The sequence below is a fragment of the Streptomyces sp. Ag109_O5-10 genome (genome assembly GCF_900105755.1).
In the GTDB taxonomy this organism is placed as follows: Bacteria; Actinomycetota; Actinomycetes; order Streptomycetales; family Streptomycetaceae; genus Streptomyces.
This window is the reverse complement of the sequence record NZ_FNTQ01000001.1, coordinates 8,179,769-8,200,738: the sequence shown is the minus strand read 5'-3', so window position 1 is coordinate 8,200,738 and position 20,970 is coordinate 8,179,769. Positions and strand designations below refer to the sequence as shown.

The 20,970-nt window shown below is 72.7% G+C and carries 17 protein-coding genes and 1 pseudogene; 7 read left to right on the top strand and 11 right to left on the bottom strand.

Features of this window, described 5'->3' with window-relative positions; all coding sequences use genetic code 11:
- Window positions 1-220 precede the first annotated feature (220 nt).
- Window positions 221-1,564 carry an amidase gene (locus BLW82_RS37350; protein WP_093506089.1) on the top strand — a complete coding sequence of 448 codons (1,344 nt, stop codon included), beginning with the start codon at window positions 221-223 and terminating at the stop codon, window positions 1,562-1,564.
- Between the two features lie 108 nt (window positions 1,565-1,672).
- On the opposite strand, the gene BLW82_RS37345 is transcribed toward BLW82_RS37350, so the two are convergent.
- On the bottom strand, window positions 1,673-2,254 hold the full coding sequence (locus tag BLW82_RS37345) for a TetR/AcrR family transcriptional regulator (protein WP_093508474.1): 582 nt from the start codon (window positions 2,252-2,254) through the stop codon (window positions 1,673-1,675).
- Window positions 2,255-2,478: 224 nt separating this feature from the next.
- On the opposite strand from BLW82_RS37345, the pseudogene BLW82_RS37340 reads away from it, so the two are divergent.
- Together BLW82_RS37340 and BLW82_RS37335 are read left to right on the top strand one after the other, a co-directional pair.
- Window positions 2,479-2,781: pseudogene (locus BLW82_RS37340) on the top strand (aldo/keto reductase); the annotation flags it as partial.
- A gap of 62 nt (window positions 2,782-2,843) precedes the next feature.
- Entirely contained in the window at window positions 2,844-3,797 is a 954-nt protein-coding gene (locus BLW82_RS37335; RefSeq protein ID WP_093506087.1) for an SDR family NAD(P)-dependent oxidoreductase, read from the top strand.
- A gap of 211 nt (window positions 3,798-4,008) precedes the next feature.
- Here BLW82_RS37335 and BLW82_RS37330 read toward each other — a convergent pair whose 3' ends face one another.
- Entirely contained in the window at window positions 4,009-4,491 is a 483-nt protein-coding gene (locus tag BLW82_RS37330; RefSeq protein WP_093506085.1) for a GNAT family N-acetyltransferase, read from the bottom strand.
- 58 nt (window positions 4,492-4,549) lie between these two features.
- Window positions 4,550-4,723, bottom strand: coding sequence for a hypothetical protein (locus BLW82_RS43615; RefSeq protein ID WP_107408591.1), 174 nt, complete (start codon window positions 4,721-4,723; stop codon window positions 4,550-4,552).
- A gap of 510 nt (window positions 4,724-5,233) precedes the next feature.
- Here BLW82_RS43615 and BLW82_RS37325 point away from each other — a divergent pair.
- Window positions 5,234-5,611, top strand: coding sequence for a hypothetical protein (locus BLW82_RS37325; RefSeq protein WP_093506083.1), 378 nt, complete (start codon window positions 5,234-5,236; stop codon window positions 5,609-5,611).
- Window positions 5,612-5,636: 25 nt separating this feature from the next.
- On the top strand, window positions 5,637-6,407 hold the full coding sequence (locus BLW82_RS37320) for an SDR family oxidoreductase (protein WP_093506081.1): 771 nt from the start codon (window positions 5,637-5,639) through the stop codon (window positions 6,405-6,407).
- 63 nt (window positions 6,408-6,470) lie between these two features.
- On the opposite strand, the gene BLW82_RS37315 is transcribed toward BLW82_RS37320, so the two are convergent.
- The 6 genes from BLW82_RS37315 to BLW82_RS37290 form a co-directional block, all read right to left on the bottom strand.
- Entirely contained in the window at window positions 6,471-7,997 is a 1,527-nt protein-coding gene (locus BLW82_RS37315; protein ID WP_093506079.1) for an SDR family NAD(P)-dependent oxidoreductase, read from the bottom strand.
- 103 nt (window positions 7,998-8,100) lie between these two features.
- A complete protein-coding gene (locus tag BLW82_RS37310; RefSeq protein WP_093506077.1) occupies window positions 8,101-9,432 on the bottom strand; it encodes a wax ester/triacylglycerol synthase family O-acyltransferase in 1,332 nt (443 codons plus the stop codon).
- A gap of 149 nt (window positions 9,433-9,581) precedes the next feature.
- The gene (locus BLW82_RS37305) at window positions 9,582-11,915 is read right to left on the bottom strand and encodes a GH92 family glycosyl hydrolase (protein ID WP_093506075.1); all 2,334 of its coding nucleotides are present in this window, start codon (window positions 11,913-11,915) and stop codon (window positions 9,582-9,584) included.
- Between the two features lie 150 nt (window positions 11,916-12,065).
- On the bottom strand, window positions 12,066-13,286 hold the full coding sequence (gene glgC / locus BLW82_RS37300) for a glucose-1-phosphate adenylyltransferase (RefSeq protein ID WP_093506073.1): 1,221 nt from the start codon (window positions 13,284-13,286) through the stop codon (window positions 12,066-12,068).
- Between the two features lie 103 nt (window positions 13,287-13,389).
- Window positions 13,390-14,541, bottom strand: a complete 1,152-nt coding sequence (gene glgA, locus BLW82_RS37295) for a glycogen synthase (protein WP_093508473.1) — start codon at window positions 14,539-14,541, stop codon at window positions 13,390-13,392.
- 38 nt (window positions 14,542-14,579) lie between these two features.
- Complete coding sequence (locus BLW82_RS37290) at window positions 14,580-15,389, bottom strand: (2Fe-2S)-binding protein (protein ID WP_256216253.1); 810 nt, start codon at window positions 15,387-15,389, stop codon at window positions 14,580-14,582.
- A 211-nt stretch (window positions 15,390-15,600) separates the two neighbouring features.
- Between BLW82_RS37290 and BLW82_RS37285 the strand changes: the two genes are divergently transcribed.
- On the top strand, window positions 15,601-16,725 hold the full coding sequence (locus BLW82_RS37285) for a DMT family transporter (protein ID WP_093506069.1): 1,125 nt from the start codon (window positions 15,601-15,603) through the stop codon (window positions 16,723-16,725).
- Here BLW82_RS37285 and BLW82_RS37280 read toward each other — a convergent pair.
- Window positions 16,715-17,914 (bottom strand): transglycosylase family protein, encoded by a 1,200-nt coding sequence (locus BLW82_RS37280; RefSeq protein WP_093506067.1) that lies wholly within the window; start codon window positions 17,912-17,914, stop codon window positions 16,715-16,717. The genes BLW82_RS37285 and BLW82_RS37280 overlap by 11 nt on opposite strands.
- Window positions 17,915-18,267: 353 nt before the next feature.
- Between BLW82_RS37280 and gndA the strand changes: the two genes are divergently transcribed.
- Window positions 18,268-19,707: an NADP-dependent phosphogluconate dehydrogenase gene (gndA, locus tag BLW82_RS37275; RefSeq protein WP_093506065.1), complete on the top strand. Its 1,440-nt coding sequence runs from the start codon at window positions 18,268-18,270 to the stop codon at window positions 19,705-19,707.
- Between the two features lie 612 nt (window positions 19,708-20,319).
- Here the strand turns inward: gndA and BLW82_RS37270 are convergent.
- On the bottom strand, window positions 20,320-20,967 hold the full coding sequence (locus BLW82_RS37270) for an aspartate/glutamate racemase family protein (protein ID WP_093506063.1): 648 nt from the start codon (window positions 20,965-20,967) through the stop codon (window positions 20,320-20,322).
- Window positions 20,968-20,970 lie beyond the last annotated feature (3 nt).

Below are 20,970 nucleotides of genomic sequence, written 5' to 3'. Positions count from 1 at the left end.
TTGAGCGGGCGCAAAGGCCTGTCAATGGGGCCTGCACGAACAAGAGTTGACGCAGTGGTCGGATGACCCGCGAGGAGAATGCGGTCACCGACGGCTGCCCCGCGGCAGATCCGGTGCCTGGGGCCGGGAGCCGGGACTCTCGACGCGGAGACCCCCGACCGGGCAGAGTGCCCTTTCGTACCGACGAGTAAGCCGCCTTCCCGCACCCCGAGGAGCGCCCGTGACCGACTGGGCCGGACGGACCGCCGCCGAGATCGCCGCCGCCGTACGCGAGAGGCGGGCCACTCCCCGGGAGGTGGTCGCCGGGCACCTGGAGCGGATCGCCCGGCTGGACGGGCGGATCGGCGCGTTCCGCAAGGTCCGGACGGACGCGGCACTGGCCGAGGCCGACGAGGTCGCGGCCCGTGCCGACCTTCCCGAACTCCCCCTCGCCGGAGTGCCGTTGGCGGTCAAGGACAACCTGGCGGTGCGCGGCGAGGCACACCTGGACGGTTCGGCCGCGATGCCGGACACGCCCGCCGACACGGACCATGTCACCGTGGCGCGACTGCGGGCGGCGGGCGCCGTGGTCATCGGGCTGACCAACGTGCCCGAGCTGTGCGTCTTCGGTACCACCGAGGGGGCCCACGGCATCACCCGCAACCCGTGGGACACCCGGCTCAGCGCGGGTGGCTCCTCGGGCGGCAGCGCGGCCGCCGTCGCCGCCGGGCTGGCACCGATCGCCCTCGGCAACGACGGCATGGGCTCGCTGCGGATCCCGGCCGCCAACTGCGGTCTGGTCACCGTCAAACCGGGGTTCGGCGTGGTGCCGGCCGGGATCGGCAACGGTGACTGGTTCGGCATGTCGGAGAACGGGCCGCTGGCGACCACCGTGGCGGACGCCCGGCTGATGCTCTCGGTACTGGCGGAGAGGGAGTTCGAGGACGCCGGCGAAAGCGCCCCGCTGAGGATCGCCGTCTCGCTGCGCAGCCCGCTGGTCGGCGTGACCGTCAGCAGACCGTATACGAACGCGGTGACGGAGGCGGCCGGGCTGCTCGCCGGCACCGGACACGAGGTACGGCGCGCCGAGCCGCCGTACCCGGCGTCGATCGGCGTCACCGCGATCCGGCACTGGACCGCCGGGACGGCCGTGGACGCGGCCGGCCTGGACCCCGCCCTGCTGGCGCGGCGGACCCGGGTGCACGCGGCCATCGGGCGCCGCTTCCTGCGCGGGGTGCGGGCGGGCGGCGCCCGCGAGCGGCTGCGTGCCCGGCTCACCCCGTTCTTCGCCGAGCACGACGTGCTGCTCACCCCGGCCCTGGCCCGCCACGCCCCCGAGGCCGCCCCCTGGCACGAGCGCGGCTGGCTGCGCAACGCCCTGGCCGGAACCAACTACTCCCCCCTGACCCCGGCCTGGAACCTCACCGGCTGGCCGGCGATGTCGGTCCCGTTCGGCACGCTGCCCTCGGGCGCGCCCTGCGCCGTACAGCTGGTGGGCCGGCCGGGGGCGGAGGCGGTCCTGCTGGAGGTGGCCCGGCAGCTGGAGACGTTGCGTCCTTGGCAGCGGACGGCGCCGCTGGACTGATCGCGCTACGGCAGCGCCGCCGCGCTGGGGGAGGAACTGTGCGCGACCAGCCACGCAGCCGTGGTGTGCAGCCCGGCCTCCCAGGAGTCCCGCCCGGCTTGAGGAGCGCTACGCCCGCTTCGGCTCGGTCATCCGGCGGGCGGCCTCCACGACCGCCGCGCGGTGCTGGGTGAGCCGCTCCTCGTTCCAGGACTCGCCGATCTCCTTGGGGTCGACGCCCTCGGCGGCCCAGAACCAGGCCTGGGCCGCGGCGAGCACCAGGGTCAGGAGGTCGTCGGGGGCCATGACCGGGTCGAGGTCGCCGCGCTGCTGCGCCTCGGCGACCAGGGCCGCCTTGTTCCGGAAGGCGTCCTGTTCGAGTCCGGTGGCGGAGGGGCGCTCCAGCAGCTTCCACAGTCGCAGGCGCATCAGGTCCGGCCGGGCGACCAGGTGGTCGAAGATCGCGCCGGCGTAGCCGGGCAGGTCCTCGACGTCGAACGGCACGGACTCGGCGCCCGCCGTCATCGCCCGGGTCAGCACCTCGTCGAAGAGCTGTTCCTTGTTGCCGAAGTAGACGTAGATCAGGCGCTTGTTGGCCCCCGCGGCCTCGGCGATCCGGTCCACCCGGGCACCGGCGATGCCGTACGCGGCGAACTCGCTGAAGGCGGCGTCGAGCAGCCGGGCCTTGGTGGCGCTGGAATCCCGTGACATGACCATCACCCTACCAAGTAACTATCCAGTTATTGACATGGGGTCCAGGCGGGCTTACGGTCAGGTTATCTATCCAGTTAGTTATGGAATCGAGGAACCTCATGGAACAGCACGCTCTGGGCGGCCAGGGCCTGACGGTCGGCGTCCAGGGCCTCGGCCTCATGGGCATGAGCGCCTTCTACGGCGCCACCGACGAGACCGAGTAGCCGGCCACCGCCGACCGGGCGCTGGAGCTGGGCGTCACCCTGCTGGACACCGCCGAGAGCTACGGCCGCTTCGTCAACGAGCAGCTGCTCGGTACGGCGCCGACCGGGCGCCGGGAGTCCGCCCTGGTCGCGACCAAGACGGGCTTCGAGATCACCGACGACGGCCGGGCGGTCGGCCTGAACGGCACGCCGGAGTACGTGCGGCACGCCCTGGACCGATCGCTGCGCCACCTCGGCACCGACCACGTCGACCTCAACCACCTGCACCGCATCGACCCGAAGGTGCCGATCGACCACGACATCCCGCCGGCCTTCCGGTGACCGGGCCGCGGCACACCCCGGCCGCGTCGCCCCCACGCACACATCCACAGGAGACACCCCTCATGTCCGTATCCCAGACCCCCCGCACCTTCGGGGTCACCACCACCGCCGCCGAGGTCGTCGACGGCGTCGACCTGCACGGCCGCCGGGCCGTGGTGACCGGAGCCAGTTCCGGCATCGGCGTGGAGACGGCCCGCGCGCTCGCCTCGGCCGGCGCCGACGTCACCCTGGCCGTGCGGGACACCACGGCGGGCGACCGCGTGGCGGCCCGTCTCGCGGCCGGACTCCCGTCCGGGTCGGGCGAGTTGACCGTGCGGCGGCTCGACCTCGCCGACCGGTCGAGCGTCGCGGCCTTCGCGGCCGACTGGCAGGGCCCGCTGCACATCCTGGTCAACAACGCCGGAGTGATGGCCCCGGCCGAGGTCACCCGGACCCCCGACGGCCACGAGCAGCAGTTCGGCGTGAACCACCTGGGCCACTTCGCCCTCACCACCGGCCTGCACCGGGCCCTGGCGGCGGACGGCGCCCGGATCGTCTCGGTCAGCTCCACCGGCCACCTCTTCTCCCCCGTCGTCTTCGACGACCTGGACTACCGGTTCCGCCCCTACGACCCGTGGACCTCCTACGGCCAGTCGAAGACCGCCAACATCCTGTTCGCCGTCGCCGCGGCCGAACGCTGGGCCGACGACGGCATCACGGCCAACGCCCTGATGCCGGGCAACATCGCCGACACCAACCTGGCCCGGCACATGGACATGAAGCAGGTCGAGGAGTTCATCGCGTCGGGCGAACTCGCCCTGCCGCCGCAGAAGACGGTGGAGCAGGGCGCGGCGACCTCGGTGCTGCTGGCCGCGTCGCCGGCCGTGGCGGGCGTCAGCGGCCGCTACTTCGAGGACTGCGCGGAGGCCGGGCCGGTCACCGGGCGGGCCGGTGCCGTCGGCGGGGTCGCGCCGTACGCCCTGGACCGGGACAACGCGGGCCGGCTGTGGCGCGTGTCCGAGGCGCTGCTCGGCTAGTGCCGCAACAGGCAACGTTCGCCCCGTCACGACGCCCGGCACGCACTCTCGCCGCACCGGACGGAAGCCCAAGTACATCCAGTACGAGGACTTCCGGCCGGCACGCCGAGAGCACGCACCGGACGCCGCTCCTTGACGGGCAAACGTTGCCTGCCGCGGCACTAGGACGAGACGCTGCTCGGCCGCGACGCCGGAGCGCCGGCCGGCCGGGTCACAGGGCGCGGTACATGACGTGCAGGCCGACCGGTCCGTGCTTCGGGTGGTCGAAGGCCTGCGGGACCGTGCCGAGGATCGTGAAGCCGAGGGAGATCCACAGGGCCACGGCGGGATTGGTCTCGACGACGGCGTTGAAGACCATCGCCCGGTAGCCGTGCGCCCGGGCCTCGGCGAGGACGTGCTCGGCGAGGGCGCGTCCGATGCCCTGGCCGCCCCGGTCCGGGTCGACCATGAAGCCGGCGTTGGCGACGCGCGCGGCGGGCCCGCCGTAGTTGGGGGTCAGGTAGGCGGAGCCGACGACGGCTCCGGTGGGGTCCTCGGCGACGTAGACCCGTTTCGCCGGGCTCATCCACAGGGCGCGCGCCGCCTGCTCCGAGGTGTCGGGGTCCCAGCCGTAGGTCTCGGCGGCGGCGACGATCCGGTGCCAGAAGGGCCAGATCCGCGGCCAGTCGTCCGCGGTGGCTTCTCTGATCAGCATGGGCGTGAGTCTCGCACGCCCATGCGCGTCGGCGATCGCGACGGGACTGCCCGGCCGGTCAGTCCACGCTGGGCAGGATGTGGGGCTCGGCGAGATCCTCCTCGTAACCCGCGAGGCGGATCGGGGCGGACCGGGCCCACACGTCGAGGCTGCCGAGCTGTCCGGGCCTGGTGCCCGCGCGCTCCGTGCGTTCCTTGGGGCGCTGCTCGCGATTCGTCTTGTCAGGTGTCACCGCGCACTCCTTCTGTGTCGGTCACCCTCGGGGCGGTACCGGACAGTCTGCGTTCCGGTGCTCGGCGCCCGCTCGGGTCTGGGTCAAAGGCCGGTTCGGACGCGGTGGCGCCGGTAACTCACAAGAGAGCAGCCCGTTGTCGACCGGATTGTCCCCGGGACGGACCGTGGGTGTGGGTGGGACCCCTTGGTGCTGTCCGTCCCCTCTAGATTAACCAAATGAGCGGGGGGTCGCTCGATAGGGAGTGCAAACAAGGTGTAACTATCTCGAGTCGCTCCGCGATTCAGTGATCCCGAAATGCACCCGTTCGTAACATCATGCCCGGTTTACGGCCCGACCGCCCGCCTCCTTAATTCGAACATGCGCTCGCCTGAACCGGACGCGCCGATCCGCGGCCGCGGCGGGCCGAAGCCGCGACGGGCTGTGCGGTTCAGGTTGCGTTGGCCGGGTCGAAAACTCGGCATGATCCGATGGCGCAGGACAACGGCTGTCTCGCGGAGGGACTGACGCATGGAGCTGCGCGGCGTCGAGGAGCTGATGGATCTGCTGTACGCCTGCCGGCACCAACGCGCGCTGCGCGCCGCGGCACTGCTGCGCCGCAGCCGCCCCGCCGACAAGGAACTCCAGGTGGCAGGCCTGGTGCATGGCATCGAGGAACTGCGCGGCCCCGTCGACGGCGCCGCGCACGCGGTCCGCCACCTGCTCGGGGAACGCGTCTACCACCTCGTCCGCGGGGACCGCGCGGCCGCCGGCGACGACGTGCTGCGCCTGCGCCAGGCGGACGAGGAGAGCCGCACCGCGGGCTTCGACGCGGGCGTCCTGGAGGACTGGCGGACCGTCCTGGAACTGGTCGCCGCCCGCAACTCCCGCCTGGGGGCTGTCGACTGACATCTCGTCATGAGACGGTACGGCGATGACGTCATCGTACGGGCCGGCGTACGGGCTCCGGGGCCGGGCCGCCGTCGTCACCGGCGGCACCCGCGGGATCGGGCGCGCGGTCGCCGAGGCGCTCGCGGCGGCCGGTGCGCTGGTGTGCGTGAGCGCGCGGGATCCGGACGAGGTGCGGCGTACGGCGGCGGAGCTGGGCGGGGTCGGCCTGGCCGGCAGCGTCGGCGAACCGGAGCACGCCCGGGAGCTGACCCGGCTGGCGCTGACCGAGTTCGGGCGGCTGGACGTCCTCGTCAACAACGCGGCGACCAACCGCCCGTACGGCCCGCTCATGGACGCCGACCTGGGCCTGTGGCGGGAGGCGTTCACGATCAACGTGGAGGCACCGCTGCGGCTCACCCAGTGCGCGTGGCGCGGCTGGATGCGGGAGCACGGCGGGTCCGTGATCAACATCTGCACGGAAGGCGCGGCCCATGTCGGCCCCCACGTGGGCGCGTACGGCACCAGCAAGGCGGCGCTGCTCCACCTCACCCAGCAGCTGGCGGGCGAACTGGCACCCCGGGTACGCGTCAACTCGGTCTCACCGGGCCTGGTGCGCACCGAGATGGCCCGCTTCCTGTGGGAGCCGCGCGAGCGGGAGATCGCCGCCGGGCTGCCGCTGGGGAGGATAGGAGAGCCGGAGGACGTCGCGGCCGCGGTGCTGTGGCTGGCCTCGGACGCGGCGGAGTGGGTGACGGGAGCGGACCTGGTGGTGGACGGCGGCACGAGGGTACGAGCGGCGCGTATCCCTACCTGAAGGGGCGCGGGGAACTGCGCGACCGGCTCCCCGCACACCGGCACCCGCCCGACCAGGCCGGGCTCACCACCTGCCGGGCTCGTAGTCCTTCAAGAAGACCCCGTACACGTCGTCGCCCGCCTCGCCCCGGACGATCGGGTCGTAGACGCGGGCGGCCCCGTCGACCAGGTCGAGCGGCGCGTGGAAGCCGGCCTCGGCCAGGCGCAGCTTGTCGTAGTGCGGTCGCTCGTCGGTGATCCAGCCCGTGTCGACGGAGGTCATGAGGATGCCGTCGGTCTCGAACATCTCCGTCGCGCTGGTCCGCGTGACCATGTTCATGGCGGCCTTGGCGGCGTTGGTGTTGGGGTGCCCGGCGCCCTTGTAGCCGCGGCCGAAGACGCCCTCCATCGCCGACACGTTCACGACGTAGGACCGGCCGCGTGCCGCCTGCTTCGCGGCCGTGGCCATGGCCGGCCGGAGCGCGCTGATCAGGATGAACGGCGAGGTGTAGTTGCAGAGCTGGGTCTCCAGGAGCTCCACCGGGGAGATCTGGTCGATGGTCTGCACCCAGGTGTTGGTGTCGACGACGTCGGGCACGAGGCCGCCGGCGTCGATGGCGGTGCCGTCGAGGTGCCGGGCCACGCTGGCGTTGCCCGCGACGAGGGCGAGGTCGGCGACCTGCTGCGCGTCCAGGCCGCTGGTGCCGAGGGGCAGCGCGGCGAGGCCGTCGACCGCGCCCGAGTTGAAGGCGCCGATGACCTGGTGGGCGGGGAGCTCGCCGGCGGGCAGCGGGGCGCTCTCGCCCTCGACCAGGGCCGCGTACGCGGACGGCAGCCGGCGGACGGTCTGGGTCGCGTTGTTGATCAGGATGTCGAGCGGGCCGGCCGCACCGACCTGCTCGGCGAGGGCGACGGCCTGCGCGGGGTCACGCAGGTCGATGCCGACGACCTCCAGCCGGTGCAGCCAGTCCGCCGAGTCCTCCATCGCCTTGAACCGGCGGATGGCGTCCTTCGGGAAACGCGTGGTGATCGTCGTGTGGGCGCCGTCACGCAGCAGCCGCAGCGCGATGTACATGCCGATCTTGGCGCGGCCACCGGTGAGCAGGGCGCGCTTGCCGGTCAGGTCGGCGCGGGCGTCGCGCTTGGCGCGGTTCAGGTCGGCGCAGTCCGGACAGAGCTGGTGGTAGAAGTAGTCGACCTCGACGTAGCGGGTCTTGCAGGTGTAGCAGGAGCGCGGGCGCTGGAGTATGCCCGCGACCCTGCCCTCCTCGGTCCGGGAGGAGGGCAGCAGGCCCTCGGTCTCGTCGTCGATGCGCTGCGCCGAGCCGGTCGCGGTGGCCTCGGTGACCGCCTTGTCGTGGGCGGTCTTGGCGGCCCGGCGCTCCTGGCGGCGGCGCTGCTTGACCGTGCGGTAGATGCCGGCCGTGGCCCGGCGCACCGCGATGGCGTCCGGGTGGTCGACCTCCAGCTCGTCCAGTTCCGCGAGCACGCCGAGGCAGACCGCGAGCCGCTCGGGGTCGATGCCGGGGCCGTGGACCACGGCCCCGTCCACGGCCTCGTCCGCGGCCCGCACCGCTTCCTCGGCCGCCGGGCCGTCCTGTGTCACCGTCATCGCGCTGCCGTTTCCCTGATCCACCAGCGGCGCTCCGACTCGCGCCCGCCTTCGAACCCGGAATTTTACGGAGCGCCGGGCATTACCTCCAAACCCGTCCTGATCATGGATCGCAGACCGCGATCAGCGAGTCCACCTCGTCGGCGACCGCGCGGGCCAGCATGTCGAGGTCGGGGACGGCGCTCGCGTCGGCGACCAGGCCGTAGTGGACGCGGTTGCGGTAGGTGGAGATGGCGACCGCCAGGGACTGGCCGGGCGCGAGCGGGGCCAGCGGGTAGACCGCCGTGAGCGGGTGGCCGCCGAGGCACAGGCCGACGCCCGGCAGCGGCACGCTGGTGACCAGGATGTCGAACCAGAGCCGGGCGGCCTGGCCGACGAGTGGCCCGCCGAGCCGGTGCCCGAGCGCCGGCACGTGGTCGGCCAGCAGGGCGACGGCACCGGCGCCCCGGTTGGGGCCGGCGTCCTTGTTGCGGACCATCGCCGTGCGGACGCGGTCGAGGCGGGCGAGCGGGTCGGGGTTGTCGACCGGAAGCCGTATCAGGTACCCGGAGAGCCGGTTGCCCTGGGGGGACGCGGTGCGCGGACGGCGCCTGGAGACGGGGATCAGGGCGCGCGGGGCGACACCCTCGGTGCCGTCGCCGCGCTCGTCCAGCCAGCGGCGCAGGGCGCCGGCGACGACGGCGATCAGGACGTCGTTGACGGTGCCGCCGACGGCCTTGCGGACCCGGTGCACGTCGTCGATGTCGAGGTCGACCCCGGCGATGCTGCGGGTGCCGGTGGGCTCGGACCGCAACGCGGCCGACGAGCTCACCCCGAGCGCGGACAGGGCGACGGAGGCGCCGATGTCGAGGGCCCGGCCCACGTCGGAGAGGGCACCGCGCACCAGCTCGGGGAGCCTGCGGACGTCGGGCAGGGCCAGCATCGGGCGCGGCGGCTCGATCGAGCGGGGGGCGCGCGCCGGCAGGTCGAGCGGGTCCATGACGCCCGCCGCCAGCTTGAGGGCGCGCAGCCCGTCGGCGAGGGCGTGGTGGAACTTGAACAGCACCGCGAAGGACACCCCGTCCTCGCCGGGCAGCACGTGTGCCTCCCACGGCGGCCGGCCGCGCTCCAGCGGACGTTCCATCAGCCGGCCGGCGACGGCGTGGAAGTCGGCGGTCGGGGCGTGCAGCCGGACGTGGTTCAGGGGGTCGAAGTCCGGGTCGGTCTCGCGGGCGGCACCGCCGAACGCGAGCGGCTGCCAGACGTCTCTGATGCGCATCCGCAGTCCGGGTACCGCGGCGGCCCGGGCCGCGAGCAGGTCGGCGGCGTGCGCGCCGGCGGTCGGCGAGTGCGTCGAGAAGACGCCCAGCGCGCCGAGGTGCATCGGGTGCTGTTCGGACTCGATGTTCCAGAAGGCCAGATCGAGCGGGGCGAGCAGGTCAGCAGTCGCAGTCATCGAAAAGGGTGCCTCGCGTTGACGGAGGGTGGATCAGCAGTCAAACGTCGACTCGTGATTACGGTCAAGTACGATCAGGCTACGCTCAGTTAACAGCAGATTAAGTCCCGCCTCCTCCGAAAGGGGCGGGACTCCTGGGACACCTGAGGTCACTTCAGCGCCGGCGGTCCCGCCTCGGGTGACGTACCCCACTCTGACGGGCGCGGGCCGACCGTGAACGCCAGCGAGCGCAGGGAGCGCAGCGCCCCGGTCGTCAGATAGGTGCGGCCGTAGTCGGTGCCGTCGGTGCGGGCCCGCTGGATGTACCGCTGGCCGGCGGAGGTCCCCGGCGCGGTCACGGTGAACCCGCCGCTCGGCCAGAAGCGCCGGTCGAGGCGGACGTCGGCCCGGTCGAAGACGGGCGTGGACAGGCCCCAGGTGCCGTAGCCGGGCTGCACCGGGAAGAGGCCGAGGGACGACAGGACGTTCCAGGCGGACATGGTGCCGAGGTCGTCGTTGCCGGTCATCCCGGTCGGTTCGTCGGTGAACAGGGTCAGCGCCGCGTGCACCACGTCGGTGGTCTTCCAGGGCTGGCCGGTGGAGAGGTAGGTGTACGGGGCGATCAGGTCCGGCTCATTCATGGGGTTGTAGACGGCCGCGTTGTAGTAGGTGTACGCGTTGCCGTGCACCCACACGTCCCGCGCGGTCTTCACCGGGTCGGCGAGCAGCCTGTCGTAGGCGAAGAAGGAGTCGAGCCGTGCGTTGGTGGCGCGCTCGCCGCCGATCAGGGAGATCACGCCGGGCAGGTCCTGCGGGACGAGCCACTGGTACTGCCAGGCGGTGCCCTCGTGGAAGCCGATGCCGCGGGCCGGGTCCGGGTCGCCGGTGAAGGCGCCGGAGGCGTCGCGGGCGCGGAAGAAGCCGGTGGAGGGGTCGAAGACGTTGCGGAAGTTCTGCGCCCGGGTGGCGTAGCGGGCCGCGTCCTCGACATGGCCGAGGTCCCGGGCCATCTGCCCGAGCATCGCGTCGGACAGCGCGTACTCCAGGGTGACGGAGGCACCGTGGTCGTAGTCGGAGTCGCCCACCTTGGTGTGCGGGCGGCCCTTGAGGTACGGCGCGTAGCCGTCGGCGAGGTACTCGGCGTTGGCCTCGCGGCCGACCCCGGCGTTGGCGGCCGGCGGCACGCCGTCGGCGTTCCTCCGCAGCGCCCGGTAGGCCCGCTCCTCGTGGCCCTTGAGCAGGCCCAGCTGGTAGGCGGTGGTCAGGAACGGGGTGACCGGGTCGCCGGTCATGATGTTCGTCTCGACCGTGCCGTAGCCCCACTTGGGCAGCCAGCCGCCCTCCTCGGCGATCCGCAGCACCGACAGGGCCATGTCGCGGGCCTCGCGCGGGGCGAGCAGGGCGAGCGCCTGGGCCTGGGTGCGGTAGGTGTCCCAGAGCGACCAGTTCTGGTAGTAGGTGAACCCCTGGGCGCGGTGGATCCGGCGGTCCCAGCCGGTGTAGCGGCCGTCGGCGTCCTCCCCGACGTTGGGCGCGAGGAAGGTGCGGTACAGGGACGAGTAGAAGGTACGGCGCAGGGCCGGGGAGCCGCCCTGGACCCGGATGCCGGCGAGCCGCCGCTCCCAGGCGTCCCGGGCCGCCCGTCGTACCGTGTCGAACGAACGTCCGCCCTCGGCGCGCAGATTGGCCTCGGCGCCGCGCGCGTCGACGTACGACAGGGCGGTGGTCGCCTCGACCGTGCGGTCCCGGGTGGTGTCGAAGCGGACGTAGGCGCCGTCGGCCCCGGTACGGGCGCCCGGGGTGACCGCGGTGCCGTTCCAGGTGCCGTACGCGGTGAAGGGGCGGCTGAAGCGGGTGACCGTGTAGACGGTGTAGGGGGCGGTCTCGCGGCAGAAGCCGTGGCCGCTGATCCGGGTGCGGACGGTGTGGTCGTCGAGGATCTCGACCTCGCTGCCGGCCGGCTTGTGCAGCGCCTGGCGGGCGTTGAGCAGGACGTTGGCCTTGCCGGTGGCGGGGAAGGTGTAGCGCTGGACGCCGGTGCGGGCGGTCGCGGTCAGTTCCGCCGTCACGCCCGAGTCGAGGCCGACGCGGTAGTAGCCGGGGCTCGCCGCCTCGTCGGCGTGGTCGAACCCGGCGGCGTACTTCGCGTAGTCCGTCTGCGCGACGTCGCCGGTGGTGGGCAGCACGGGCAGGTCGCCGCCGATGGCGCAGCCGACGCCGGAGAGGTGGACCAGGGAGAAGCCGCGGATCCGGTGCTGGGCGTAGTCGTAGCCGGTGCTGTGCCCGGTGTCCGGGGAGAACTGCACCATGCCGAAGGGCACGGCCGCGCCGGGGAACGTGTTGCCGTCGTCCTGGCTGCCGATGAAGGGGTTCACCAGGTCGGCGAGGCTGCCGTCGGCCGGTTCGGCGGCCTCCGCGGCGGGGGCGGTGAGCAGCGCGGACGCTGTCAGCACGGCGGCGAGGCACAGCCGGGTGCCTCGGAGAGCCGCGGTGGTATGTGACATACCACTGGCCTCTCTCGTCCCTCTCATGTCGGATGACCTCCGAAGTTCGACATTGCTGTCTGCATCGTGAGGGGAGAGTGGCCCAAAGTCCGGCAAATGAGGGTTATTCACTCACAGCGCGTCGCGCGCGAGTTGGCGGGCGGGCGAGGGCTACGAGACGATCTGGCCCTTCCCGAGGGCGATGACCCCGCCCTTGGAGACGGTGTACAGCTCGGTGTCCCGGTCCGGGTTGACGCCTATCGTCGCGCCCGGCGGCACCTCGACGTTCTTGTCCAGGACCGCGCCGCGCACCACCGCGCCCCGGCCCACCACGACGTTGTCGTGCAGGATCGACCCCTGGACCACGGCACCCGGATCGACCCGCACCCCCGGGGACAGCACCGACCGGGTGACCTGGCCCCGGATCAGGCAGCCCGCGCTGATGATGGACTCGCTCGCCATGCCGCCGGCGTTGAAGCGGGCCGGGGAGAGCTGGTACGAGTGGGTGTAGATGGGCCAGCTGCGGTTGAAGAGGTTGAACGCGGGCCGCTCGGCGATCAGGTCCATGTGGGCGTCGTAGTACGCGTCGAGGGTGCCGACGTCCCGCCAGTAGCCGCGGTCGCTCCTGGTCTCGCCGGGCACGTGGTTGGTGCCGAAGTCGTAGAGCTGGGCCTCGCCGCGGGCGGTGAGCTGGGGCAGGATCGAGCCGCCCATGTCGTGTACCGAGTCGTCGTCCTCGGCGTCCCGGTGCAGCGCCTCCACCAGGGCCTTGGTGGTGAAGATGTAGTTGCCCATGGAGGCGAAGACGCAGTCCGGGGCGTCCGGCAGACCGGGCGGGTCGGCGGGCTTCTCCAGGAAGGTCTCTATCGTCTGTCCGTCCGAGCCCGGAGTGATCACCCCGAACGCCGAGGACTCCGCGCGCGGGATGCGGATGCCCGCGACCGTGACCCCGGCACCGCCCTCGATGTGCTGCTGGAGCATCTGCCGGGGGTCCATGCGGTAGACGTGGTCGGCACCGAACACCGCGACGTAGTCGGGCTGTTCGTCGTGGACCAGGTTGAGGGACTGCAGGATGGCGTCCGCGCTGCCCAGGTACCAGCGCGGGCCGAGCCGCTGCTGCGCCGGGACCGGGGTGACGTAGTTGCCGAGCAGGCTGGACATCCGCCAGGTGGTGGTGATGTGCCGGTCCAGCGAGTGCGACTTGTACTGGGTCAGCACGCAGATGCGCAGCACGTCGGCGTTGACCAGGTTGGACAGCACGAAGTCGACCAGGCGGTAGGTGCCGCCGAAGGTGACCGCTGGTTTCGCCCGGTCGGCGGTCAGCGGCATCAGGCGTTTGCCCTCCCCGCCGGCCAGCACGATCCCGAGTACCGAAGGTCCACCACGACGCATGGCCGCTCCCCTCACCCTGTGCTCCATGCCTGCCCTGGGAGCACTCCCGCTAAGCCTGCACCGTGATCGCGTCGAACAGGCGGCCTGTTCGTCACGCCTGCCGTTACGCCTGTTTGAGGATCTCCTCGTAGAGCCGGACCGTGCGCCGGGCCACCGCGTCCCAGCCGAACTCCCCGACGGCGCGCTCGCGTCCGGCCTCGCCCATGCGTTCCGCCGTCTCCCGGTCGCCGACGACGGCGTCCAGGGCCCGCGCCAGGCCCTCCTCGAAGTCGTCGTCCAGGTCGACCAGCAGGCCCGTCTTGCCGTCCTCGACGACCTCGGGAATCCCGCCGACCCGGGACGCCACCACGGGCGTGCCGCAGGCCATCGCCTCCAGATTGACGATGCCGAGCGGCTCGTAGACCGAGGGGCAGGCGAACACGGCGGCGTGGGTGAGGAGTTGGATGACGTCGGCGCGGGGCAGCATCTGCGGGATCCAGTGCACGCCCTCGCGGGCCCGGCTCAGCTCCGCGAACAGCTCGCGGAACTCCCGGTCGATCTCCGGCGTGTCGGGCGCGCCGGCACAGAGGACGACCTGCGCCGCCGGGTCGATGTCCCGTACGGCGCGCAGCAGATGGGGCACGCCCTTCTGGCGGGTGATCCGGCCCACGAACAGGACGTAGGGGCGGGCGGGGTCGATCCCGATGCGGGCGAGGACGTCGGTGGCGCGGTCCGGTCGGTAGAGGGCGGTGTCGATGCCGTTGTGCACGACGTGGACCTTCGCCGGGTCCAGGGCGGGGTAGCAGTCCAGGATGTCGGTGCGCATCGCCCCGGACACGGCGATCACGCCGTCGGCGGCCTCGACCGCACTGCGCTCGGCCCAGCTCGACAGGGCGTACCCGCCGCCGAGTTGCTCGGCCTTCCAGGGCCGCAGCGGCTCCAGGGAGTGGGCGGTCACCACGTGCGGGACGCCGTACAGCATCTTGGCGACGTGGCCGGCCAGGTTGGCGTACCAGGTGTGGGAGTGCACGAGGTCGCGGCCCTCCAGGCCCGCGGCCATGGCGAGGTCCACGGAGAAGGTGCGCAGCGCGTCGTTGGCGGTGTCCAGGGCGGTCCAGGGGCGGTGCCGGACGACGCCGACCCCGCGGCCCTCGCCCCAGCAGTGCACCTCCAGGTCGACCAGCGGCCGCAACTCCCTGGCGAGGAACTCCACATGAACGCCCGCGCCGCCGTAGACGTCCGGGGGGTACTCCCGGGTCAGCAGTCCGACTCGCACCCGCAACCCCTCGCTCTCCACGGCCGGTTGTTCCATGGTCACCCAGATGCGGCGCGCGGGGAAGAGCGCGGTGGTTGTGTGAAACAACAGTCACCGCAGACCCCGCCGCCCGGTACCCGGTAGTAGAGACAGCAGCTGCGGCGCCGGAAGGCCGGGCCGGTGCGGGTGCCGGTGGCGCTCAGCAGAGGGTGCGCGAAGAGGGCCTCGGCGAGGGCGCGGGTCCGGGCCGCCGTATCCGCGCAGTTGTTCGCACGTGCCCAGCGGTCCAGCTCCCGCGTGGTACCGGCCAGCGCGGAGCCGGCGTTGCCCCACAGCAGGCCGGCGGCGATGCCGTAGCGGTCCCGCAGGGCCGCCCCCAGGGGTTCGAGATGGCCGTGCACGACGACGCGTGCGACGGTGTCGGCGAGCGCGGCCTGCCCGGCGCCGCCGGGCAGGGCGCGCAGCTCGGTGAGCCGGAGGTCGTCGGGGGCGGTGGCGCCGGGATCCCACAGGAGCAGGCCGGGGCCGAGGTCGGGGAGGCGGCCGTAGCGGACGGCGCAGCCGAGGGCGACGGACCAGAGCCGGGCGGCCAGCGCCTGGTGGGCGATGGAGGCGGCGACCCGGGGCTCGTCGGCGCCCAGACGCCTCGAAACCGTGTCGACACGGAAAGTAAGGGCATCCCGGGAAACATCCGATGTGAGTTTTTTATAGGCCTTTGCCAGAGTTGTGGATTGGCCGGTCCGCGCCGGTCCTGGATCTCCTACCGCAGGCCGGACCGTGCGCAGGACGAAGAAGCCGCCGAGCGGGCGGAGCGCGGCGAGATCAGGGTCCAGGTCCTCGAACAGGTCCACGAACAGCAGTAGTACCAGGCCTCGCGGGATCCCGGGCGCACGCCCTCTCCACCCGGCGGCCCCCACCCTGGGGATGATCGGGATCCCGGCGTACTCCATCGGTAGTAGGACCCATTAGGTGCTCAGGTACGACGACGGGAAGCACGCGGACGGGCAGAGTGTTGCTCATGGAAGCCGACCGATCACCGCGCGGGGCCAACCGGCCGCGCCCGACGCAGAGGAGCCGAGCATGAGCGCCCTCGCGTTGTCCGTGTTGCTTTCCTTCGTCTCCGCCGTCGCCTACGCCGGCGGCGCGATCGTGCAGGAGCGGGTGGCGGTCTCCTCCCCCGACGAGCAGTACGCGCCGCTGCGCCGCCCGAGCTGGTGGGGGGCGATGGCGCTGAACGGCCTCGGCGGTCTGCTGCACGTCGTCGCGCTCGCCTACGGACCGCTGAGCCTGGTCCAGCCGCTGGGCGCGCTCACCATCGTGTTCGCGCTGCCCATGGCGGCCCTCTTCGTCGGCCGCCGGGCCGGGGCGACCGCCTGGCGGGGCGCGATCATGGCGACCGTCGGCCTGGCCGGTCTGCTCTCCCTGGTCGGCTCCTCCGACTCGCACACCCTGGACTCCGCCGGGCGGATCGGCGTCGCGCTGGTCACCGGCGGCGCGGTCGTCACGCTGATGATCGCCGGCCGGGCCGCCCACCGGCACCCGGCGGTGCGCAGCGTGCTGCTCGCCACCGCGTCCGGCGTGGCGTTCGGCATGTCCTCGGTGTTCACCAAGGTCGTGGCGATCGACTGGGACGGCGGGATCGCCACCGCCGACCTGCTCTGGCTGTCCGTGATCGGCGCCTACGCCGTCGCGGGCGTCCTGATCTCCCAGGCCGCCTACCGCGGCGGCGGCCTCGCCGCACCGCTGGCCACACTCACCGTGGTCAACCCGGTGCTGGCGGCGGCGGTCGGCATCACGATGTTCGGCGAGACGTTCCGCTACGGCACGACGGGCACCCTGCTGGCGCTGGGCTGCGGTGTGGTGGCGGTGGGCGGCCTGATCCTGCTGACGACCGAGCGCATCGAGGGCACCCCGCACCCGGCCCGGCCGGTACCGGAGCCCGCCCTGGCCGAGGTCTCGCCCGAACCGCTGGTCGAGGCGCTGGTGGAACTGGCCGAGGCCGGCCTGGTGCAGGCCGGTGCGGCGCGGACGGAGCCCGCGGACGTCAGGCCGGCGGAGGCCGCCTCACTGGTCGGGATGCCGCAGCAGCGGTCGGGGCCCGCGGCGCCGGACGTGGTCCCGGACGTGGCCGATGTGCTGCTGCCCGCCGCCGACTACGTGCACGGTCCGCTCCTGAACCGCCGCCGTACGCGGATCAGATCCTGACGCCGCCGGCCCGGAGATAGGCGACCGGGTCGATGTCCGTGCCGAAACCGGGCCCCGTCCGCACCTCGAAGTGCAGATGCGGGCCCGTGGCGTTTCCGGTGGAGCCCGAGCGGCCGATCCGCCGGCCCGTGGACACGCTCTGCCCGGCCCGCACGGAGATCGCCGACAGATGGCCGTACTGCGTGTAGCGGCCGTCGGCGTGCCGTATGACCACCTGGTAGCCGTAGGAGCCGCCCCAGCCCGCCGTGACGACCTGCCCGGCCTCGACCGCCTTCACGGAGCTGCCGGTGGGCGCGAGGAAGTCGACGCCGGTGTGGTAGCCCTTCGACCAGTGCGAGCCGGACACGTGGTAGCCGGTGCCGATCGGGGCGTCGACGGGGGCGACGAGGGTGTGGCCGGTGTGGGTGGCGGTCTTCGCCTTCTCGGACCTGGTCCTGGTCTTCGTCCTGGTATCGGCCTTCGGGTGGGCCTGGGAGTTGGCCTTGGGGGCGGTCGTCCTCGTCGCCCGGCCCGTCAGGCTCAGCCGTTGTCCCGGCAGGATCAGGTCGGGGTCGGGGCCGACCGTCGTGCGGTTGGCCGCGTACAGCCGGTGCCAGCCCCCGGCCACGTCGTGTTCCTCGGCGATCCCGGAGAGCGTGTCGCCGTGCACCACGGTGTACATCTCGGCCTGGCCGGCCCTGGACTGCGGCGTGGTCTGCGGTTGTACGTCCCGTACGGAACTCTTCGCCGTGCCCTTGGCCGGACTCTTCGCGGCGTGGTGCGTCGCCGGGTGGGTGGCGGCGCTCTCGGTGTGCACGTCGGGGGTGTCGCCGCCGCGGGTGAGCCCGGCCCGCACCGAGCAGACCGGCCAGGCGCCCGGCCCCTGTCCGTCGAGGACCTTCTCCGCCACCGCTATCTGCTGGTCCTTGGTGGCGAGGTCGGCGCGCGGCGCGTACCGCGTGCCCCCATAGGCCTCCCAGGTGGACTGGGTGAACTGGAGCCCGCCGTAGAACCCGTTGCCGCTGTCGATGCCCCAGTCGCCGCTGGACTCGCAGGCGGCGACCCGGTCCCAGGTGGACACGGAGGCCGCGTCGGCGCTCGAGGCGGCGGCGAGCGGGAGCGCGAGGCCGGCACCGCCCGCAGTGACGGTGAGCGAGGCGCGGTTGATCCTGTTCGGCTGGTACCGGCGGTGCCGGCCGCGTTCGGCCATGTCTGGAGTCCCCCTCGCCACGCGCGTCAGGAAGGCCAAAAGTAAGCGCCCCGAACAGGCCATGACAAGACGGCAATCAGCCGCCTCTCGCCCCTGCGGTCCCGGCCGCCACGCCCGAACGCGTGGGACGAGGAAAGGCGTTGACGCGCCGTCAGCCGTGCCGGTCCGGCGGGACCCCGCGGAGACGTTGCACGAGGTTACTGAGCCGTCGGGCCCCTGTGGTGCGTATCTGCAAGTGCGGCCGGTCGAACGGCGGGTCAGGATGGCCTTTGGGCAATACTGGCGGGCATGAGCGGCGGCAGCATCCCTTGCACGTTCTACGGGATCGACTTGATTCTTGAGGAGCAGGCGGTATGAGCACTTCGGCGCAGATCGGCGTCACGGGTCTCGCGGTCATGGGCCGCAACCTCGCCCGGAACTTCGCGCGCAACGGCTACACGGTGGCGTTGCACAACCGCACGGTGTCGAAGACACACGAGTTGGTGGAGAACTTCGGGGACGAGGGCGACTTCATCGCGGCCGAGACCGCCAAGGAGTTCGTGGCGGCGCTGGAGCGGCCGCGCCGGCTGGTCATCATGGTCAAGGCGGGCGGTCCGACGGACGCGGTGATCGAGGAGTTCGCACCGCTCCTGGAGCCCGGCGACATGATCATCGACGGCGGCAACGCGCACTTCGCGGACACCCGGCGCCGCGAGAAGGCGCTGCGCGAGCAGGGCATCCACTTCGTGGGCATGGGCGTGTCCGGCGGTGAGGAGGGCGCGCTGCACGGGCCGAGCATCATGCCGGGCGGGCCGAAGGAGTCGTACGACTCGCTGGGCCCGATGCTGGAGAAGATCTCGGCGAAGGCGGCGGACGGCGCGCCCTGCGTCACGCACATCGGCCCCGACGGCGCCGGGCACTTCGTGAAGATGGTGCACAACGGCATCGAGTACGCCGACATGCAGCTGATCGGCGAGGCGTACCAGCTGCTGCGGGACGTCGCCGGGTACTCCCCCGCGCAGATCGCGGACATCTTCCGCACCTGGAACACGGGCCGGCTGGACTCGTACCTCATCGAGATCACGGCGGAGGTGCTGGCGCACGTGGACGCCGCGACCGGCAAGCCGTTCGTGGACGTGGTGGTGGACCAGGCGGAGCAGAAGGGTACCGGCCGCTGGACGGTCCAGATCGCGCTGGACCTGGGCGTGCCGGTGTCGGGTATCGCCGAGGCGGTCTTCGCGCGCTCGCTGTCCGGTCACGCCGACCTGCGGGCCGCGTCGCGGGACCTGGCCGGCCCGAAGCCGAAGGCGCTGTCCGAGGCGGAGGCGGCGGCGTTCGCGGACCGGGTGGAGCAGGCGCTGTACGCGTCGAAGATCGTGTCGTACACGCAGGGCTTCCACGAGATCCAGGCGGGCAGCGACGAGTACGACTGGGACATCGACCTCGGCGCGGTGGCCTCGATCTGGCGGGGCGGCTGCATCATCCGGGCGGCGTTCCTGGACCGGATCCGGGCGGCGTACGACGCGCGGGCGGACCTGCCGAGCCTGCTGTCGGACGAGACGTTCGCGCGGGAGATCGCCCAGGCGCAGGACGACTGGCGCGAGGTGATCATCGCGGCGACGCGGGAAGGGGTGGCCGTGCCGGGCTTCTCGGCGGCGCTGGCGTACTACGACGCGCTGCGGGCGGAGCGGTTGCCTGCGGCGCTCACGCAGGGGCAGCGGGACTTCTTCGGGGCGCACACGTATCGGAGGGTGGACCGGGAGGGGTCGTTCCACACGCTGTGGGGCGGCGACCGGTCGGAGGTCACCGCGTAGCACCGGGCGTTCGCGGGGTGCGGGCGGGCTGCGGTTTTCGCGCAGTTCCCCGCGCCCCTGGGGAGGTGACGGGCGGGGTCGTCCGTCGAGTGCGGGAGCGTGGGGGTTTTGCGCAGTTCCCCGCGCCCCTATCGGGGTGACGGTCAAGGCCGTCCGTCGGGTGCGGGCGGGCTGCGGTTTTCGCGCAGTTCCCCGCGCCCCTGGGGAGGTGACGGGCGGGGTCGTCCGTCGGGTGCGGGAGCGTGGGGGTTTTGCGCAGTTCCCCGCGCCCCTATCGGGGTGACGGTCAAGGCCGTCCGTCGGGTGCGGGAGCGTTCGGGTTTCGCGCAGTTCCCCGCGCCCCTATCGGGGTGACGGTCGGGGTCGTCCGTCAGGTGCGGGGGCGTTGGGGGTGGTCCGGGGTTCAGGTGAGGGGTGGGCCCGGGTCTGGGGTGGGGGTGGGGTCTGGGTCCGGGGGATGGGGACGGGTTGGGGGGTGGAGGTGGCGGTGTGGGGGTCGGGGGCTGGGGGGCGGGGGGTGGTTGGGGGGTGGGGACGGGGCTGGGGTAGGGGTCCGGCGGATGTGGGGTGGTCATGGTGTCCTCCGGCCGGTGTCTGGGTCTACTGGGCCACCTACCCGAGCGGCGCTCGCGCACTCCTCGCTGCCGCCGCCAGGCCCGGGCGCGGGCTGGAGAGCAACGGGACCGCGGTGGTCGTGAACCTCGCGGCCGAGGCCATGGAGGCCTGGGCCAGGACGATCACGTCGGCGTCGGTCACGGCGTCCGCCGCGGCTGCCACCAGACGGGCGCAGCCCTCGATGTCGCCGGCCGCGAAGCGGGTCCAGGCGTCCGGTACGACCCGGGCGCGGGCGCGGATCGGGCGGTCCGCGCGCCGGGCCTCGTCGTCGAGCAGGGCCAGGGTCGGCGGCAGGGTGCTCTCGACCGTCGCCAGGACGGCGACACGGCGCCCCGCCGTCACCGCCTCGGCCGCCATCGGACGGTCGCCGCGGACGACCGGTACGCCGATCTCGCCGGCGGCGCGCTCCGCCACCTCACCGATCGTCGAGCAGGTGCAGAGCACGGCCCTTGCGCCGCCGTCCGCCACCGACCGGCGGAGGGCCGCGGTGACGTCCCCGGACACCGCCTCGGGGCCGTCCCGGCGAGCCCTGGCCAGCAGGTCCGGGGCCACGGAGTGGCTCAGCTCCAGGCCCGGGTGGTGCTCGTCGCGCAGGGCGTCGAAGACGGGGACATGGAGCGGTGAGGTGTGCAGGAGGGCGAGCATCCG

What these genes read in the sequence shown, in the direction of transcription:
- BLW82_RS37345 (WP_093508474.1), bottom strand. Translation starts at nt 2,254, where the DNA reads ATGTCACGGGATTCCAGCGCCACCAAGGCCCGGCTGCTCGACGCCGCC.
- BLW82_RS37335 (WP_093506087.1), top strand. Translation starts at nt 2,844, where the DNA reads ATGTCCGTATCCCAGACCCCCCGCACCTTCGGGGTCACCACCACCGCC.
- BLW82_RS37330 (WP_093506085.1), bottom strand. Translation starts at nt 4,491, where the DNA reads ATGCTGATCAGAGAAGCCACCGCGGACGACTGGCCGCGGATCTGGCCC.
- BLW82_RS37325 (WP_093506083.1), top strand. Translation starts at nt 5,234, where the DNA reads ATGGAGCTGCGCGGCGTCGAGGAGCTGATGGATCTGCTGTACGCCTGC.
- BLW82_RS37320 (WP_093506081.1), top strand. Translation starts at nt 5,637, where the DNA reads ATGACGTCATCGTACGGGCCGGCGTACGGGCTCCGGGGCCGGGCCGCC.
- BLW82_RS37315 (WP_093506079.1), bottom strand. Translation starts at nt 7,997, where the DNA reads ATGACGGTGACACAGGACGGCCCGGCGGCCGAGGAAGCGGTGCGGGCC.
- BLW82_RS37310 (WP_093506077.1), bottom strand. Translation starts at nt 9,432, where the DNA reads ATGACTGCGACTGCTGACCTGCTCGCCCCGCTCGATCTGGCCTTCTGG.
- BLW82_RS37305 (WP_093506075.1), bottom strand. Translation starts at nt 11,915, where the DNA reads ATGTCACATACCACCGCGGCTCTCCGAGGCACCCGGCTGTGCCTCGCC.
- glgC (WP_093506073.1), bottom strand. Translation starts at nt 13,286, where the DNA reads ATGCGTCGTGGTGGACCTTCGGTACTCGGGATCGTGCTGGCCGGCGGG.
- BLW82_RS37285 (WP_093506069.1), top strand. Translation starts at nt 15,601, where the DNA reads ATGAGCGCCCTCGCGTTGTCCGTGTTGCTTTCCTTCGTCTCCGCCGTC.
- BLW82_RS37280 (WP_093506067.1), bottom strand. Translation starts at nt 17,914, where the DNA reads ATGGCCGAACGCGGCCGGCACCGCCGGTACCAGCCGAACAGGATCAAC.
- gndA (WP_093506065.1), top strand. Translation starts at nt 18,268, where the DNA reads ATGAGCACTTCGGCGCAGATCGGCGTCACGGGTCTCGCGGTCATGGGC.
- BLW82_RS37270 (WP_093506063.1), bottom strand. Translation starts at nt 20,967, where the DNA reads ATGCTCGCCCTCCTGCACACCTCACCGCTCCATGTCCCCGTCTTCGAC.